The sequence below is a fragment of the Actinopolymorpha pittospori genome, assembly GCF_014873875.1.
GTDB classification, from domain to species: Bacteria; Actinomycetota; Actinomycetes; order Propionibacteriales; family Actinopolymorphaceae; genus Actinopolymorpha; species Actinopolymorpha pittospori.
Genome location: NZ_JADBEM010000001.1, coordinates 10,143,601 through 10,158,238 on the forward strand (window position 1 = coordinate 10,143,601; position 14,638 = coordinate 10,158,238).

Genomic DNA, 14,638 nt, shown 5'->3' on the forward strand with positions numbered 1-14,638 from the left:
AGGATCAGCCGTGACAGCGACAACTCCCCCCGCCGGGACCAGTCAGGAGCCTCGCCCGGCCCCAGGGACCGGCCCGCAGGCCCCTCGCCCAGCGGAGGACCCCACCCACTCCTGGGCCGACCTCGTCACCAGACTGCTTGCCGGCGAGCACCTGAGCGGTGCCCACACGGCGTGGGTCATGAGCCAGGTGGTGAGCGGGATGGCGACCTCCGCCCAGGTCGCCGGGTTCCTGATCGCCCTGCGGGCCAAGGGGGAGACAGGGGTCGAGATCGGTGGGCTGGTCGAGGCGCTGCTTGGTCACGCGACCAGGGTCAGGGTCCCCGGAACGACCGTCGACATCGCCGGCACCGGCGGTGACCGCAGCGGCGCCGTCAACGTCTCCACCATGGCCGCCATCGTCGCGGCCGCGGCTGGGGTCAGGGTGGTCAAGCACGGCGGCCGGGCCGCGTCCTCCTCGACCTCCGGCTCCGCCGACGTCCTCGAACACCTCGGCGTGCGGCTCGACCTCCCTCCGGAGCGGGCCGCCCGGGTCGCCGTCAAGGCCGGCATCACCTTCCTGTTCGCACCGAGATACAACCCTGGACTGCGCCACGTCGCCGCAATACGCCGGGAACTCGCGGTCCCGACGGCGTTCAACATCCTGGGGCCGTTGGTCAACCCAGCCTTGCCCACCCATCAGGTGGTCGGCGTGGCCGACGCGCGGATGGCCCCGGTGATCGCGGACGTGCTCGCCCTGCGCGGCGCCTCGGCGCTGGTCGTCCGCGGCGACGACGGGCTCGACAAACTCACCACGGTGACGACGTCGCGGGTCTGGGTCGTCGGTGCCGGCGTCGCCACCTCGACCCGGTTCGATCCGCGTGCCCTCGCCATCCCGGCCGCGGACCCGGGCGCGCTGCGAGGTGGAGACGCGGCTGAGAACGCGCGCGTCGTCGAGGCCCTGCTGGACGGGAAGCCGGGGCCGGTAAGCGACGTGGTTCTTCTCAACGCCGCGGCCGTCCTGGCCGCGGCCGATCCCACCGGTGCACTCGATCCCACACCCGAGGGGCTGACCGGGCGGCTCGCAGCGCACCTGGTGCGCTGCGCCGAGGCGGTCGACTCCGGCGCGGCCCGCGAAACGCTGCGCCGCTGGGTCGCCGCCACCCACTCCGGGCAGCTGAGGGAGTGAGTGATCCTCAGCTGGCTGCCGGAGGCGGCTCGTCGCCCCCAGCTGATCCGGGTCGGTCACCAGGGCCGAGTCGCTCACCAGGGCCGAGTCGCTCACCAGGGCCGAGTCGCTCACCAGGGCCGAGTCGCTCACCAGGGCCGAGTCGCTCACCAGGGCCGAGTCGCTCACCAGGGCCGAGTCGCTCACCAGGGCCGAGTCGTTCACCGGGATTCGGGCGTTCACCGGGATTCGGGCGTTCGCCGGGACCGGTGTGCTCGCCTGGTCCGGCACGGCCCGGGGGCGGCTCCGCCTCGGCCCCCGTGGGGCCACCTGGTTGGCCGGGAGGAGGCTCGCTCTCCGCCGTGTCCCCCGGCCCGGCACGTCCGGCGGGCGGCGGCATGGAACGGGCGCTCAGCACGTCGCCGATGAACAGGTCGTAGAGCAGCACGCCGATCAGCCCACCGACGATCGGTCCGACGATGGGAATCCAGAAGTACCAACTGAACGCCCCCGCTACCGACCCCGGTAACGCCACGTCTCCCCAGCCCGCGATCCAGGCGAAGAAGCGGGGGCCGAAGTCACGGGCCGGGTTGATCGCGAACCCCGCGTTCGCGCCGAAGGAGATGCCGATCGCACCGACCACCAGTCCGGTCAGCAGCGGGCCCATGTTGGCCTGCGGGGCCATGTTGCGCCGGTCGATCACGGCGACGATCAACAACAGCAGCAGGCCGGCGCCGACCACCTGGTCGATGAAGGGTCCGACCCAACTGCCGTGGAAGTAGGGAGCCGGGAAGGTCGCGAAGATGGAGAACGTCGCGACCGCCTCACCCGACTCCCGTGGGGTTTGCGACGCCGCGTCGAACGCGTTGATCGCCGACCCGTACACCGTGTAGATCACGGCGGCTGCGACGAAGGCGCCGAGCACCTGGGCGACGACGTAGGGGCCGACCTTCCGCCACGGGAAGCGGCGACGTACGGCGAAGGCGATCGTCACGGCGGGGTTGACGTGCGCACCGCTGACCCCGCCGGCGACGTAGACCGCGAACGCCACCGCGAACGCCCACCCGAAACCGATCAGCAGCCAGTCGCCGGGCCCGACGAAGATCGTCGTGGGGCTGATGGTGCGCCCCGATCCGGGGAGTCCGGCCACGGCCATCGCGGTCGCGCCGTCGCCGAGGAGGATGAGCACGAAGGTGCCGAGGAACTCCGCGAGACATTCGCCCCACGTCCCGCCCACCCGTTTGAGCCCGCGCGGGTTCCGCAGAGCGGAGACCTGTTCACTCACCCCTCGCACCTCCCGGGAGCGGCCGGCGCGCGCCTGCCCCGCGCGACACGGGTTCCCCCGATAACTCCCCGGAAGGCACCGACCTAACCGCGTCGGCGTCGTGCGGAGACTCGGGTACGGGTGTGTGACAGCACTTCGACAGCAGCGACGGCGGGCCCCGTCGTCGCGCTCACCAGTCCAGCGGCAGCTCCGAGAGTCCACCTGTCAACAGGTGCCTGCGCGGGTGGAGATCCTCCTCCGACACGGCGAGCCGCAGGCCGGGGAAGCGCTGGAAGAGGGTGCCGAACAGCGCCTCGAGCTCGATCCGGGCCAGCGGCGCCCCGACACAGAACCGCGGCCCGTGCCCGAACGTCAAGTGCGGGTTGTCAGAGCGCGAGACGTCGAAGACGCGCGGTCCGGGGAAGCGGATCTCGTCGTAGTTCGCGTCCTGCAAATCCAGGACTACGAGATCTCCCGCGTTGATCGTCGTACCTTCGACCGTGATGTCGGCGTTGGCGTAGCGGGGCAACCCGTTGGCACCACCACGACCGGCGTCCTGTCCGGGCAGGCCGAACCTCAGCACCTCCTCGACGACCTGCGGCACCACCGAGGAGTCACGCCGGAGTTCGGCGAGCTGGTCGGGGTTGGTCAGCAGCAGGACGACACCGTTGTCGATCGCCGTCACCGTGGTCTCGTGCCCGGCGAACAACAGACCGGCGGCGAGTTGTGCCGCAGCGTCGGTGTCGTAGGCCGGACGCGCGTCGACCTGCGCGGTCACCAGGTCGGAGATCACGTCCTCGGCGGGTTCGGCCCGCCTGGCCTCGACCAGGCCACGCATGTAGGTGTGCAGCGCATCCATGCCCGCCGAGGATCGCCCCGCGTCGGTCATGTCACCGGCGTCGTCGGACCAACGCCGGAAGCGTTCCCGGTCCTCGTACGGCACGCCGAGCAGTTCGCAGATCACGAACGCCGGGAGCGGGAAGGAGATCGCGTCGTGGAAGTCGGCCGGGCGTGACCGCGCGGCGAGTTCGTCGAGCAGGTCCTCGACCACCTGCTGGACCCGCGGCCGCAGCACGGCGAGCCGGCGGGCCGAGAAGGACCGGGCGAGCAGCCGCCGCATCTGCCGGTGCTCGGTGTTCTCCTCGGAGTTCGACTGTTGCGGGCGGCCGAAGACCATCGCGTCGGAGAAGCGGGACGCGTGCTCGGGATCGGGATGGGAACGACCGAGCCTCGGGTCGGCCAGCAGACTCTTCACGGTGTCGTATCCGCTCACCTGCCAGGCAGGATCACCAGCGTGGGTGGTCACTCGACGCACGGTCGTTGTCATCAGTCGCCTCCGGTCCGGGTCGCGATGCCGAGGATGTGCGGGGAACTCGGGGAAGGAATCGTCGTGTCGGGGAACCGCAGACGCGTCAGCCGGTCGATCCGGAAGCCGTTCGCCTCGATCGCGGCGGCGGTGTCCCGGCTGGTGTGGCAGCCCCCGTTCACCACGGGCCACAGGGTCGTGTCGAGCGCTGCCTGCACGTGCCGCAGCCCCGGGGTCTCGGCGCCGACGTGTTCGAGGAAGTACAGCTTCCCGCCCGGGCGCAGCACCCGATGCAGTTCGGCAAGGGCGGCCCGCTGGTCGGACACGGAGCAGAGCACCAGCGAGGTCACGGCGGCGTCGAAGGACGCGTCGGCGCTCGGGATCGACTCCGCCGTCCCGGCCACGAGTTCCACCGGGACGGGCGCGCAGCCCGCCGCAGCGGCGCCGTACTGGGCGAGACTGGGCTCCGGTTCGATGGCGAGCACACCGTTGACGGAGTACGGATAGTGCGGGAAGTTCAGGCCGCTGCCGGCTCCGATCTCCAACACCCTGCCCTGGATACCGGCCAGGAGCTGTTTGCGGTACTCCGCCAGCCCGGCCCGGTCCAGCATCGGTCCCAGCCGCGTCCACAGCCACGCGAAGAACGGGTGCTGCACGTTGTGCGGCGCCGCCGCCTCGCTCTGCTGCCTGGTTGCCGGTTTCGCGGTTGCCTGCGTCGATCTTGCGTCAGCCATCGTCTCGTCCTCAGCGGATCATCGCCCGCCCCCGCAAGCGACCCGGTGGATGCCCTCCTGCACCCGGACTCCGGGTGGCCCAGTTCTCCTCCACTATTGCTCGCCCGACGGACCTGCCAAGCCTGATGTCAGTTGTAGAGACGTCGCCCCGTCGTGGATCCGTCCACCAACGGCCAGGTTATCCACCCCTGTCGATCCCCATTGCGACGTACTCGCCCGGATCGTCACGGTCGTGAGCCGAACGTCGTTCGACACCTATCGACCCGACGCCCGTCGTGGTGGCGGCCGGGCGCGGACGGAGGGTCGGAGCGCGTTCCGGTCACCGGCCGGCGGTCGCGGCTTTAGTCAGGTGAGGGGTTCGTCGGAGGTGAGCCTGGCCGCGGCGGCGGCGATCTTCGCCGGGTCGCCGTGGCTGGGGATCCACGGCAGCCGGCACGGGTCGCCCGGGTAGCGGGGGACCACATGCAGGTACAGATGGAACACCGTCTGCCACGCGGCCGCGCCCGAACTCTGGACGAGGTTGACGCCGGAGGCGCCCAGCCGGTCGCGGAGCAGCCGTGCCATCCGCTGTGCCAGCAGGACGCAGGCGGCGAGATCGGCGGGCTCGGCGCTGAGCAGGTCGCGGGTGTGGGTCCTGGGAACGACGAGCAGGTGACCTTCGGTCGCCGGGAGGACGTCCATGAACGCGATCGCGCGTTCCTCCTCGGCGATCACGGTGCTGGGAAGCTCTCCCGCGACGACCCGGCAGAAGGCGCACTCACTGCTCGCCACCCCCGCAGTGTATGTACGGCCGGACACGGCGGCGAAGACGCGCATGCGCGGCCGCCAGTAGTCCTTACCCGCATGGAGGTCGGGGCCCTCGACCAGGACTCTGGCCGCGACGGCGGCGACGGACCTGCTGGCTCTCGTCGAGGCCGACCGGCTCTGAGCACGCGGCCGGGCACAAAGAGGACAGCACAAAGAGGACAGAAACTGACCGGATCGCCCGCTAGCTTGTGTTCGGGCCCAACGGGGCTCCGTTTCCCCAGCCGGCGCGACCGGCGGACTCGCGGAAACGCCGCGCCTGCACGGAGGAGCCCCGATGGGAAGCGACGACCGCCACTCGAGCGGCCCGGCGAGCACGCTCTCGGCCGCGCCACGTGACCGGGCCGGTGGCAAGATCACCAACCGAGCACTCAACCGGGCTCTGCTCGAACGGCAACTGCTGACCCGGCGTTCGGACCGCACCGCGCTCGCGGCGGTCGAGCAGCTCGCCGGCATGCAGGCACAGGCACCGCAGGCCCCCTACGTCGGCCTGTGGAGCCGGCTTCAGAACTTCCACCCCGACCACCTCGGCGCGCTGATGACCGGGCGCGAGGTCGTCCGGATGGCCATGATGCGAAGCACCGTGCACCTGATCACGGCGGCGGACGCGCTGTCGATGCGCCCGCTGTTCCAGGACTTCCTCGCACGGGGACTCCGCGCCACGGGCTGGGCCCCCGGTGTCACCGACGAGGACCTCGCGAAGGTGGCGTCGGTCGGTCGGGAGTTTCTCGACGAGCGGCCACGGACGAACCCGCAGATCCGGGCGCACCTGGCGGAGTACTGGCCCGACCACGACCCGACGTTCCTCACCCTGGCGGTCCGGAACCTGCTGCCCTGCGTCCAGGTCCCGCCGCGAGGCCTCTGGGGCGCGAGTGGTCAGCCCACCCTGACGACCACGCAGGCCTGGCTCGGCCGACCCGAGGACCCCGAGCCGTCGCCGGAGTGGCTCGTCCACCGCTACCTCGCGGCCTACGGACCGGCCACCGTGCAGGACATGCAGGCCTGGTCCGGGCTGACCCGGTTGGGTGAGGTCTTCGGGCGGCTGCGGCCGAGCCTGCGGACCTACAGCGCCGAGGACGGCCGCGAACTCTTCGATGTGCCCGACGGCCCGCTCCCCGATCCGGACACGCCGGTGCCGGTGCGGTTCCTGCCGGAGTACGACAACTGCCTGCGCTCCCACGCCGACCGCGCCCGGGTGATACCGGAGGACGCCCGAGCCGGCCTGGCCAGCAAGAACGACTCGCCCAGGCCGACGTTCCTCGTCGACGGCCACGTCCGTGGGACCTGGAAGCTGGAACGCAGCCGGACGCGCGCGGCGCTGGTCCTCACACCGTTCCGGTCGCTGTCCAAGCGGCACGCCGCCGAGTTGACCAGTGAGGCCGAGCGCCTCCTGGAGTTCGTCGCGCCCACGACCGGCGACCGCGACGTCCGCCTCACCACGTCCGACTGAACCGAACGTCCGGCTGAACCGAACGTCCGACTGAACCGAACCGCCCGACGCCTGGCCGGCTCCCGTCCGGATCGGCCAAGCAGACTGGGGCGTGTCACATCCGGGCGGGCTGTCTCGTCCACCCGACGTGGTCGATGGCTCGGGCTCGGCGGACATCCGCGGCAGGGACGGCAGAAGCGTGACATCAGGTGAGGATCTGGCCGACACCTTCGACGCGCTCCGACCCCGGCTGATCGCGGTCGCCTACGGCATCCTCGGGAGCGTCGAGGAGGCCGAGGACGCGGTTCAGGACGCCTGGCTACGGCTGACCCGGACCAACCAGAGCGAGATCGAGGACCTCACCGGGTGGCTCATCGTCACGGTGTCCCGACTCGCGGTCGACACGCTGCGCTCGGCCCGGAAACGGCGCGAGGAGTACGTCGGGACCTGGCTGCCCGAACCCATCGTGGCGCGAGACGACCCCGCCGAGCGGGTGACGCTGGACGAGTCGATGAGCATGGCGATGCTGGTGGTGCTCGAGTCGCTGAGCCCGGCCGAGCGGACGGCGTTCGTCCTGCACGACGTCTTCGGCCTGCCGTTCACCGAGGTGGGCAGGGCGGTCGGCCGGACGCCGGCGGCCTGCCGCCAACTCGCCACCCGGGCCAGGAAGCACGTCAGCGCCCGCGCCCCGCGCTTCGAGGTGGACACGGCCGCGCACCGCAGCGTGGTCGAGGCCTTCGCGCGGGCGTCAGCGGGCAGGGACCTGGACGGCCTGCTCGCGTTGTTGGACCCCGACGTGGTGATGCGGAGCGACGGTGGCGGCATCGTGCTCGCGACTCGCAAGCCGGTCGTCGGTGCCACGAAGGTCGCGCGCTTCCTGGTCGGAATCTCCCGCCGCTACGACGGCGCCGGGCGTTCCCTCGTCAACGTCAACGGCTGGCCCGGGATCGTGGTCTTCCGCGGCGACCAACTCGACAGCGTCACCGGCCTGACCGTCGCCGGTGGGCGCATCACCGAGATCGACATCGTTCGGAACCCCGAGAAGCTGAGGAGCATTCAGTGGACAAGCGAATGAGCGTCGTCGACCACGCGAAGAAGGGCTACCAGGCCCTGATGGCGTTGGAGAAGTACCTCCACGACAGCCCTGTCCCGGACGCGACGCTCAACCTGGTGAAGCTGCGGGCCAGCCAGATCAACGGCTGCGCCTTCTGCGTCGACATGCACGCCCACGACGCCAAGAAGGCCGGCGAGACCGACGACCGCCTTTTCACCGTCGCCGCGTGGCGCGAGGCGCCGTTGTTCACCGACGCCGAGCGTGCCGCGCTGGCCCTGACCGAGGCGGCGACGAGGATCGCCGACCAGTCGGCGGGCGTGCCGGACGACGTGTGGGAGGAGGCGAGCAGGCACTACGACGAGGAGTCGCTGGCCGCCCTGGTGATGGCGATCGCGGCGATCAACGCCTGGAACCGCATCAACGTGACCGTCCGGAACCCCGCCGGGTCTCACCGCATGTAGGGACGAGCTGAGGACTCCGTGGCTGTCCGACCGCCCGGCCCGCGCGACCTCTGCGACAAACGCTCCAACGTGGGATCATCGTGCCCTACCGCCATTGCGGGTGCTCATGGCCCGCCCTCGGATGAGGAGGGGCGCACATGAAGTACGTAGGAGTCGTCGTCGCCATCTGGCTGATCATCGGGATCGTCGCGGTCGGCCAGCGCGGATACTTCCGCGGTTCCGACACCAGCTGCGCCAAGGCCGGAACCATCGCCGTCACGGTCGTCGCCGGGCCACTGAACTACCTCGGCGTCAACCCGAAGGTCAGCTGCGACCTACCGGAGCCGTCGTCCTGAGCCGGGTCCGGGTGTCTTGCTCGACTTCGGTGTGCGGTCCGGCTGGGTACGATGCGCAAGCAGCCGACGAAGGCGGCGGCGTGAGTGACCAGCTGACGCACCCGAAGTCGAGGAGTGACCCTCCATGGACGAGAGCACGCTTGCGACCGGGCCGGGCACGGACGGTGACGTGGAGGCTCAGCTCGAGCAGCACCGAGTGGAGCTGACCGCCCACTGCTACCGCATGCTCGGTTCGGCGTTCGAGGCCGAGGACGCCGTCCAGGACACCATGATCCGAGCCTGGCGTGCCTACGACCGGTTCGACGGTCGCTCCGCGCTGCGATCGTGGCTGTATCGCATCGCGACCAACGTCTGCCTCGACATGCTCAACGGCCGGCAGCGGCGGGCCCGTCCGATGGATCTCACCGGTGCGTCGACGGCCAGCTCACCGCTGGGCCCCCCGCTGCCGGAGGTGACCTGGCTGGAGCCCGTCCCTGACGCCCGGGTCCTCCCGACAGACGGCGACCCGGCCGAAGTCGCCGCACTCCGCGACAGCGTGCGGCTGGCGTTCGTCGCCGCCCTGCAGCAACTCGCGCCCCGGCAGCGCGCTGTCCTGATCCTGCGCGAGGTGCTGGAGTGGAAGGCGAGCGAGGTCGCCGAACTTCTCGACACCACCGTCGCCTCCGTCAACAGCGCCTTGCAGCGGGCGCGGGCGACCCTGGCCGCGAGCGGGGCGGCGACCGCCTCGGACCCCATGGACGACGCCCAGCGTGACCTGCTGACCCGCTATGTCGACGCCTTCGAGCGCTACGACCTCGACTCGCTCACCTCGCTGCTGCGCGAGGACGCCACGCTGTCCATGCCGCCGCTGGACCTGTGGTTGCGGGGTGGGGACCAGATCCGCGCCTGGATGCTGGGGCCGGGTCACGGCTGCCGCGGCTCCCGGCTGATCCCCACGATGGCGAACGGTTTGCCGGCCTTCGGCCAGTACCGCCCCAGTGGCCCGGGCGGGGCACACGAACCCTGGGCGCTGCAGGTCATCGAGGTGTCAGGCGGGCGGATCGTCGGGCTCAACTCGTTCCTGGACGTCGCCCGTTGGTTCCCGTTGTTCGGCCTGCCGCTCCGGCTCGACTCCTGACGCCGGAGGCAGCAGAGGTACGACGTCGGCCAGCCCGACCAGCGCCAACAGGTCCTGCAGGCGTGGGCAGGCGCCGCGCAGCCGGATGCGGCACCCGAGCCGCCGGGCGGTGAGCTGCAGCCGCGCCAGGGCCTCGACCGCGGCCGCGTCCGGTTCGGTGAGCGCGCTCACGTCGCAGACGACCCAGCCAGCGTCGGCACCCCGTTCCGGCCCGGACTGCTGAACACCCACCGCACCGCCACGCGGGTCCAGATTCTCGATGTCGCGGGCGCGCGGGACCTCGGCGCGTACCAGCACCCGGAGCCGCTCACACAGGTGCGGGATGTCGGTCCGGTCGATCCGGCCGGGCAGGCTCAGAAACATCACGGTCGCCTCGGCCGGGGAGCGCGGTCGACAGACGGGCCTCATGCACCCGTCCTCTGAACCTGTCGTCCCCGACCCCCCGTGGCGCTGTTCACGCCAAAGAGACTCGCCGGCCGGCGAAAAGTCATCGCTGTGCCGCCAGGTCGTAGCGGCGGGATTTGGCCCCGTGCGCGAGGACGCCTGGCGGCGGGGGCAGGCGATCAGGAAGCTCGCTCTGCTCGCCGGGCCGAACCCCTCGCCGAGCGCGCGGAACACCTGCCAGAAATGCGGTCGAAGAGTTCGAGCGCGGACCGATGAGTTCGGCGCGCTCCCACGGTCCAATGCTTCGACGACGCTTACACCGAAGCTTCCAAGGAGCCACGATGATCGACAGCCCTTCCGCACCGGGCACCCACAGCGCGGCCGCCGCCGGCCACGAGGTTCGCAGCCCGCGGGCGCGCCGCCTGAACGTCACTTTGGGTGATCCAGGTGGCGACCTCGCTCTTCTTCCTCGTCAGTGCGTTCCCCAAGTTGATCGGTCACTCGTCGGAAGCGGTGATCTTCGACAAGATCGGGTTCGGCGACTGGTTCATGTACCTCACCGGCGCCCTGGAACTCGCGGGCGCGATCGGCCTGCTGATCCCGCTGCTGTCGGGTCTGGCCGGACTGGCCTACATCGGCTTGATGGTCGGAGCGTTCATCACCCAGGTGACCGTGATGAACGGCCAGAACGCCGCGACCCCGGTCATCGTCGCGGTCGTGGTCGCCGTCATCGCCTGGGGTCGCCGCCGCAACACCGCAGAACTCTTCGCCCGGCTGACCCGGCGGTAGGCACCGTGCGCTGCCGGAGACGAGCTTCACCGGCACTTCGCGGTCAGCCAGCGCCCCCATCGAATCCGCACCCCATCGAATCCGTCACCCAGTCAGGCCCGCGGCCCGGCAAGAGGGCAGGCCTGACCGGGTGACGGATTCGCCGGGTTCCCGCTGAGAAATGCCGAGGCGCGCGAGCGGCGCGTCAGGCCGTCGGCGTACGGTTGTCAGGTGGGGCGGACGCGCTGCCTGCGGTCCGGCCTGGGGGTCGTTCTGCAGAACCTTTGCGTGGCCGCCGTCTACTACGGCGCCGCGGAGATCGGGCTTGTCCACGCTCTCGACATCGGAGCCATGCGCGTCGTTCGCCCACAGATGGGCGTCGCTGTCGCCGCACTGTTGCTGCTTGGGCTCAGGGTATGGCCAGGCGTGGCGCTCGGGTCCTTCTGCCTCAACCTCTTGGTGCACGACAACGCCGCCGCGTCCCTCGGAATCGCCTTCGGCAGCACGATTGGTGTGGTCTCGGCATGCTTGCTGCTAAAACGCACCGGATTCCGTAACCAGCTCGACCGGCTCCAGGACGCGATCGCCTTGGTCGTCGTTGGCGCACTCGTGTCCGCCGCGGTGAGCGCCAGCGTGGGAGTTCTCCTCCTTGCCGGGTTGGAAGTTCCGGCGGCCTATGGGACGAGATGGCTCGCCGTGTGGATGGGCTCGGCGATCGGCGTCCTGCTTCTCGCGCCGTTCCTCCTCACGATCCGCCATCCACGACTGCCGCCGGGTGCGAGTCCGGTGGAGGCGGCCGGGCTGCTGGTGGTGACGGTCGTGGTCATGGCCCTGGTCAGCAGAAGCTCGATCTCGCTGCTGTTCCTCGCCTACCCGCTGCTGATCTGGGCGGCCCTGAGGTTTCAGGCCCTCGGAGCCGCGACCTGCTCCCTGCTCACCTCCGCCGTGGCACTCTACGCGGCCTCACACGGATGGGGGATCTTCGCCGGTGAACACCTGATCTCCAACCTGATCCTTATTCATGCCTTCATGTGGTCGACGACCCTCACCGCCCTCGTCCTGGCCGCCATCATCGCCGAGCGCAATCGCGCGCGCGTCGAGATCGAATGCGCTGCCGGCCAGCTGTACGCCGCCGTCGAGAAACTCGACCAGTGCCTGCGTCCACCGGGCCTTCCGCCGCAGAGACCGCCGACTCGCGGCCCACGTGAAACCCAGCGTTGACGCATCCCCACTGGATCGTGGCCTGTCCCGTGTGGTGACCGGGCTGGGCCAAAACTCGTTGCGGTGAGGGGAAACCGGCCGTCAGGATGACTCAGTGATTCACGTACGTCCCTACCGTCCGGCCGATCGTCCGCACATCCGTACGCTGCATGACCGAGTGTGGCCCCTGTGGCACAAGGGCCCTGGACCACCCGGGTGGTTCACCGATCTCGAACGCATCGAGGAGTGCTACTCCGCGTTCTGGGTGGCCGTCGAACCACGGGCCGGCGCGGAGGTCCTGGTGGGCATGGTGGGCGCGGACCGGCCCGGGGCCGGACGTCCCGGCTGCCCTGCTGGAGGGGCGCACCGACGTCGTCCACCTCAGCCGGATGCGGATCGCGCCGGAGTGTCGGCGCCAGGGGGTCGGATTGCGCCTGTGTCAGACCCTCGTCGACTGGGCTTACGACAATGGTCTCGAAGCCGTCCTCACCAACACACCGTCCAACAACCCGCCTGCCCGCTCGCTGTACCGCAAGGTCGGGTTTACAGAGGTCGGAACCTCCGTGGTGGGCCCGGCTGAGCTGATGTGGTTCGATCTTCCGCTGCGCGGTGCTGTCAGGACTGCCGTGGCCGCTGGGCTTTCGTGACCGCTGGTCGCTCCTGACTACTTGTCGCTCAGGACGTGACGCGCCTGCCGTCGTGGGAGCGGACCGCCGGACGATCTGATCGGTCGGACAGAGCGTCGAGGACGCGTACGGCATAGACCTCGGCCATCCGTTCGCGGACCTCCGCCACGGTCAACCAGGCGACCTCCGCCGACTCGGCCGTCGGCCGCGGACTGCCGCTGAGAACTTCGCAGCGAAACACCAGCGCGACCACGCCGCGGGCGAGGTTCTCGTAGACCCCGGTGAGCTCGCCGGCCTCGACGAGCAGACCCGTCTCCTCCTCGACCTCGCGGCGCAGTCCGTCGTAGACGGACTCCTCGAGTTCGAGGACGCCGCCGGGCGACTCCCAGTGACCGTTGTCGCGGCGCCGGACGGCGAGGACCCTGCCGTCCGCACCGGTGATCACGGCGGCGACGCTGACGGAGTGGAGCGGGCCGCTCGACATCAGGCCGCCGGGCTGGACGGAGCTACGCGGTCCGTCACGACAGGGTGGTCGTGGGAAGCCCGACGAGGGGGTAAACCAGGTCGGTGTCGAGGTGGGCGTTGATCGCCACGATGCGACCGTCGCGGACCTCGATGACCTGCAGCGCGAACGGCGTGTGGCCACCCTCGGGCCCCGCGGAGCGGTACTGCCCGAACGCCGCGCAGCCGTTGACGGCGACCGGGATGAGCCGCGATCCCTGGCACCCGATCCCCGGGCCGAGCATCCAACGGCCGATGTCAGCCGGGCCGTGCAGCCACAGCGGGAAGGGCGGCATCGACAGGGTGGCGTCTTCGTGCAGCAGCGCGACGAGCGACTCGATGTCGTAGCGCTCGAACGCGTCGACGTAGCGGGCGAGGAGGTCTCGTTGGGCCTCGTCGTCAGGCTGGGTCGACCCCACCGACATGTCACTCGTCGCGAGCGTCGCCCGAGCCCGTTGCAGCGCGCTGTTGACCGAGGCGACGGAGGTGTCGAGCAGGTCGGCGACCTCGCTCGCCCGCCACCGCAGGACGTCGCGCAGGATCAGGACCGCGCGCTGGCGCGGCGGGAGGTAGTGCAGCGTGGCCACGAAGGCCAGCCGGATGGTCTCCCTCGCGACGGCCACCTCGGCCGGGTCACCGCCAGCGGGCACCACCTGGGAGTCGGGGATCGGCTGGATCCACGCGGACTCCGGCAGCGGGGCGGGGAGCGCAGTGTCGAGGGAGGTCCGCGCCGGGCTCAGGTCCATGGGGCGGGCGCGCCGCTGGCTGCCGCTCAGCATGTCGAGGCAGACGTTGGTCGCGATGCGGAAGAGCCAGGTCCGTAGCGTCGATCGTTCCTCGAAGTGCTCGAAACTTCGCCACGCACGAAGCAGCGTCTCCTGGACGGCGTCTTCGGACTCGAAGGCCGAGCCGAGCATGCGATAGCAGTAGCCCGTCAGCTCCAGGCGATGCCGCTCCAGCACGTGTCCAAGCTCCTCGGACCCACGCGGCAGCGCGTCGCGCTCCGCGTGCTCCACGGCCACGAAGTCCGTCATGTCGGACGCTCCTCTCCGCCCCTGTCGCCGGTGACAGGTCGGCACCTCGCACCACCGTAGGTGGCCGCACCGACAACCCGCTGGGAGACACGGGCCGCGGCCGAACCCTTCCGGTGGGCGGAGCGGTCTGGGGCCTGTTTCCGGGGCGCACCCGAGGCTGGATGCCAGATCCTGGACCGACTGAGGCCTCGGCAGCCTTGTCCGCCGGAAGTATTCATCCGGTCCGGGAGGCAGTATTCACTTCCCACCGGTCGGATGCCTCCGTGAACCCACACCCCCAGACCTATCTGGAGACCCTCCGCGCCGCCGCCCTGAGCCGGCACCGGTTCCTGACCGCCACCGGAACGGCGGCTGCCCTCGCGGCGGCCGGCAGCCTGGCCGGCGTCCGCACCGCCGAGGCCGCCACAGGCGGACGCGACCGGCGTGACCTCTTCACCCTCGGCGTCGCCTCCGGCGACCCGCTCCCCGACGCGGTGG

The 14,638-nt window shown here is 70.6% G+C and carries 16 protein-coding genes and 1 pseudogene; 10 read left to right on the plus strand and 7 right to left on the minus strand.

The genetic code is table 11. The annotated features are described in order from the left end of the window. Positions 1 to 10: 10 nt before the first annotated feature. On the plus strand, positions 11 to 1,165 hold the full coding sequence (trpD, locus tag HEB94_RS46860; RefSeq protein WP_337918461.1) for an anthranilate phosphoribosyltransferase: 1,155 nt from the start codon (positions 11 to 13) through the stop codon (positions 1,163 to 1,165). 7 nt (positions 1,166 to 1,172) lie between these two features. On the opposite strand, the gene HEB94_RS46865 is transcribed toward trpD, so the two are convergent. The 4 genes from HEB94_RS46865 to HEB94_RS46880 all read right to left on the minus strand — a co-directional run bounded on the left by HEB94_RS46865 (position 1,173) and on the right by HEB94_RS46880 (position 5,219). Beyond that, positions 1,173 to 2,429 (minus strand): MIP family channel protein, encoded by a 1,257-nt coding sequence (locus HEB94_RS46865; protein WP_192755820.1) that lies wholly within the window; start codon positions 2,427 to 2,429, stop codon positions 1,173 to 1,175. Positions 2,430 to 2,598: 169 nt separating this feature from the next. Then, the gene (locus tag HEB94_RS46870; RefSeq protein WP_192755821.1) at positions 2,599 to 3,735 is read right to left on the minus strand and encodes a cytochrome P450; all 1,137 of its coding nucleotides are present in this window, start codon (positions 3,733 to 3,735) and stop codon (positions 2,599 to 2,601) included. Further along, positions 3,735 to 4,448 (minus strand): class I SAM-dependent methyltransferase, encoded by a 714-nt coding sequence (locus HEB94_RS46875; protein ID WP_192755822.1) that lies wholly within the window; start codon positions 4,446 to 4,448, stop codon positions 3,735 to 3,737. Before HEB94_RS46875 ends, HEB94_RS46870 begins: the two co-directional genes overlap by 1 nt. A 345-nt stretch (positions 4,449 to 4,793) precedes the next feature. Next, positions 4,794 to 5,219, minus strand: coding sequence for an HIT family protein (locus tag HEB94_RS46880; RefSeq protein WP_337918462.1), 426 nt, complete (start codon positions 5,217 to 5,219; stop codon positions 4,794 to 4,796). A 310-nt stretch (positions 5,220 to 5,529) separates the two neighbouring features. Between HEB94_RS46880 and HEB94_RS46885 the strand changes: the two genes are divergently transcribed. The 5 genes from HEB94_RS46885 to HEB94_RS46905 all read left to right on the plus strand — a co-directional run bounded on the left by HEB94_RS46885 (position 5,530) and on the right by HEB94_RS46905 (position 9,648). Continuing rightward, positions 5,530 to 6,702, plus strand: a complete 1,173-nt coding sequence (locus HEB94_RS46885; RefSeq protein WP_192755824.1) for a winged helix DNA-binding domain-containing protein — start codon at positions 5,530 to 5,532, stop codon at positions 6,700 to 6,702. 178 nt (positions 6,703 to 6,880) lie between these two features. Further along, positions 6,881 to 7,756, plus strand: a complete 876-nt coding sequence (sigJ, locus tag HEB94_RS46890; RefSeq protein ID WP_337918463.1) for an RNA polymerase sigma factor SigJ — start codon at positions 6,881 to 6,883, stop codon at positions 7,754 to 7,756. Then, entirely contained in the window at positions 7,741 to 8,196 is a 456-nt protein-coding gene (locus HEB94_RS46895; RefSeq protein ID WP_337918464.1) for a carboxymuconolactone decarboxylase family protein, read from the plus strand. The genes sigJ and HEB94_RS46895 overlap by 16 nt, the downstream gene beginning before the upstream one ends. A 137-nt stretch (positions 8,197 to 8,333) precedes the next feature. Then, a complete protein-coding gene (locus tag HEB94_RS46900; RefSeq protein WP_192755825.1) occupies positions 8,334 to 8,531 on the plus strand; it encodes a hypothetical protein in 198 nt (65 codons plus the stop codon). 124 nt (positions 8,532 to 8,655) lie between these two features. Then, on the plus strand, positions 8,656 to 9,648 hold the full coding sequence (locus tag HEB94_RS46905; protein WP_192755826.1) for a sigma-70 family RNA polymerase sigma factor: 993 nt from the start codon (positions 8,656 to 8,658) through the stop codon (positions 9,646 to 9,648). On the opposite strand, the gene HEB94_RS46910 is transcribed toward HEB94_RS46905, so the two are convergent. Continuing rightward, positions 9,559 to 10,056 carry an STAS domain-containing protein gene (locus HEB94_RS46910; RefSeq protein WP_202896911.1) on the minus strand — a complete coding sequence of 166 codons (498 nt, stop codon included), beginning with the start codon at positions 10,054 to 10,056 and terminating at the stop codon, positions 9,559 to 9,561. The genes HEB94_RS46905 and HEB94_RS46910 overlap by 90 nt on opposite strands. 423 nt (positions 10,057 to 10,479) lie before the next feature. On the opposite strand from HEB94_RS46910, the gene HEB94_RS46915 reads away from it, so the two are divergent. The 3 genes from HEB94_RS46915 to HEB94_RS53125 all read left to right on the plus strand — a co-directional run bounded on the left by HEB94_RS46915 (position 10,480) and on the right by HEB94_RS53125 (position 12,647). After that, positions 10,480 to 10,821 carry a DoxX family protein gene (locus tag HEB94_RS46915; protein WP_337918465.1) on the plus strand — a complete coding sequence of 114 codons (342 nt, stop codon included), beginning with the start codon at positions 10,480 to 10,482 and terminating at the stop codon, positions 10,819 to 10,821. Positions 10,822 to 11,031: 210 nt separating this feature from the next. Next, positions 11,032 to 12,021, plus strand: a complete 990-nt coding sequence (locus HEB94_RS46920; RefSeq protein WP_192755828.1) for an MASE1 domain-containing protein — start codon at positions 11,032 to 11,034, stop codon at positions 12,019 to 12,021. Positions 12,022 to 12,170: 149 nt separating this feature from the next. Then, the gene (locus HEB94_RS53125) at positions 12,171 to 12,647 is read left to right on the plus strand and encodes a GNAT family N-acetyltransferase (RefSeq protein WP_273377471.1); all 477 of its coding nucleotides are present in this window, start codon (positions 12,171 to 12,173) and stop codon (positions 12,645 to 12,647) included. Between the two features lie 28 nt (positions 12,648 to 12,675). Here the strand turns inward: HEB94_RS53125 and HEB94_RS46930 are convergent, their stop codons facing one another. Both HEB94_RS46930 and HEB94_RS46935 read right to left on the minus strand, forming a co-directional pair. Next, positions 12,676 to 13,110 carry an NUDIX hydrolase gene (locus HEB94_RS46930; protein ID WP_192755830.1) on the minus strand — a complete coding sequence of 145 codons (435 nt, stop codon included), beginning with the start codon at positions 13,108 to 13,110 and terminating at the stop codon, positions 12,676 to 12,678. 34 nt (positions 13,111 to 13,144) lie between these two features. Beyond that, positions 13,145 to 14,161, minus strand: a complete 1,017-nt coding sequence (locus HEB94_RS46935) for a sigma-70 family RNA polymerase sigma factor (RefSeq protein WP_192755831.1) — start codon at positions 14,159 to 14,161, stop codon at positions 13,145 to 13,147. Positions 14,162 to 14,322: 161 nt separating this feature from the next. Here HEB94_RS46935 and HEB94_RS53130 point away from each other — a divergent pair. Next, positions 14,323 to 14,637: pseudogene (locus HEB94_RS53130) on the plus strand (hypothetical protein); the annotation flags it as partial. Between the last annotated feature and the right edge of the window lies 1 nt (position 14,638).

Excerpts from the sequence above, each read along its gene's own strand:
- HEB94_RS46870 (WP_192755821.1), bottom strand. The coding sequence starts at position 3,735 with ATGACAACGACCGTGCGTCGAGTGACCACCCACGCTGGTGATCCTGCC.
- HEB94_RS46875 (WP_192755822.1), bottom strand. The coding sequence starts at position 4,448 with ATGGCTGACGCAAGATCGACGCAGGCAACCGCGAAACCGGCAACCAGG.
- HEB94_RS46885 (WP_192755824.1), top strand. The coding sequence starts at position 5,530 with ATGGGAAGCGACGACCGCCACTCGAGCGGCCCGGCGAGCACGCTCTCG.
- HEB94_RS46900 (WP_192755825.1), top strand. The coding sequence starts at position 8,334 with ATGAAGTACGTAGGAGTCGTCGTCGCCATCTGGCTGATCATCGGGATC.
- HEB94_RS46905 (WP_192755826.1), top strand. The coding sequence starts at position 8,656 with ATGGACGAGAGCACGCTTGCGACCGGGCCGGGCACGGACGGTGACGTG.
- HEB94_RS46910 (WP_202896911.1), bottom strand. The coding sequence starts at position 10,056 with ATGAGGCCCGTCTGTCGACCGCGCTCCCCGGCCGAGGCGACCGTGATG.
- HEB94_RS53125 (WP_273377471.1), top strand. The coding sequence starts at position 12,171 with ATGACCGAGTGTGGCCCCTGTGGCACAAGGGCCCTGGACCACCCGGGT.
- HEB94_RS46930 (WP_192755830.1), bottom strand. The coding sequence starts at position 13,110 with ATGTCGAGCGGCCCGCTCCACTCCGTCAGCGTCGCCGCCGTGATCACC.
- HEB94_RS46935 (WP_192755831.1), bottom strand. The coding sequence starts at position 14,161 with ATGACGGACTTCGTGGCCGTGGAGCACGCGGAGCGCGACGCGCTGCCG.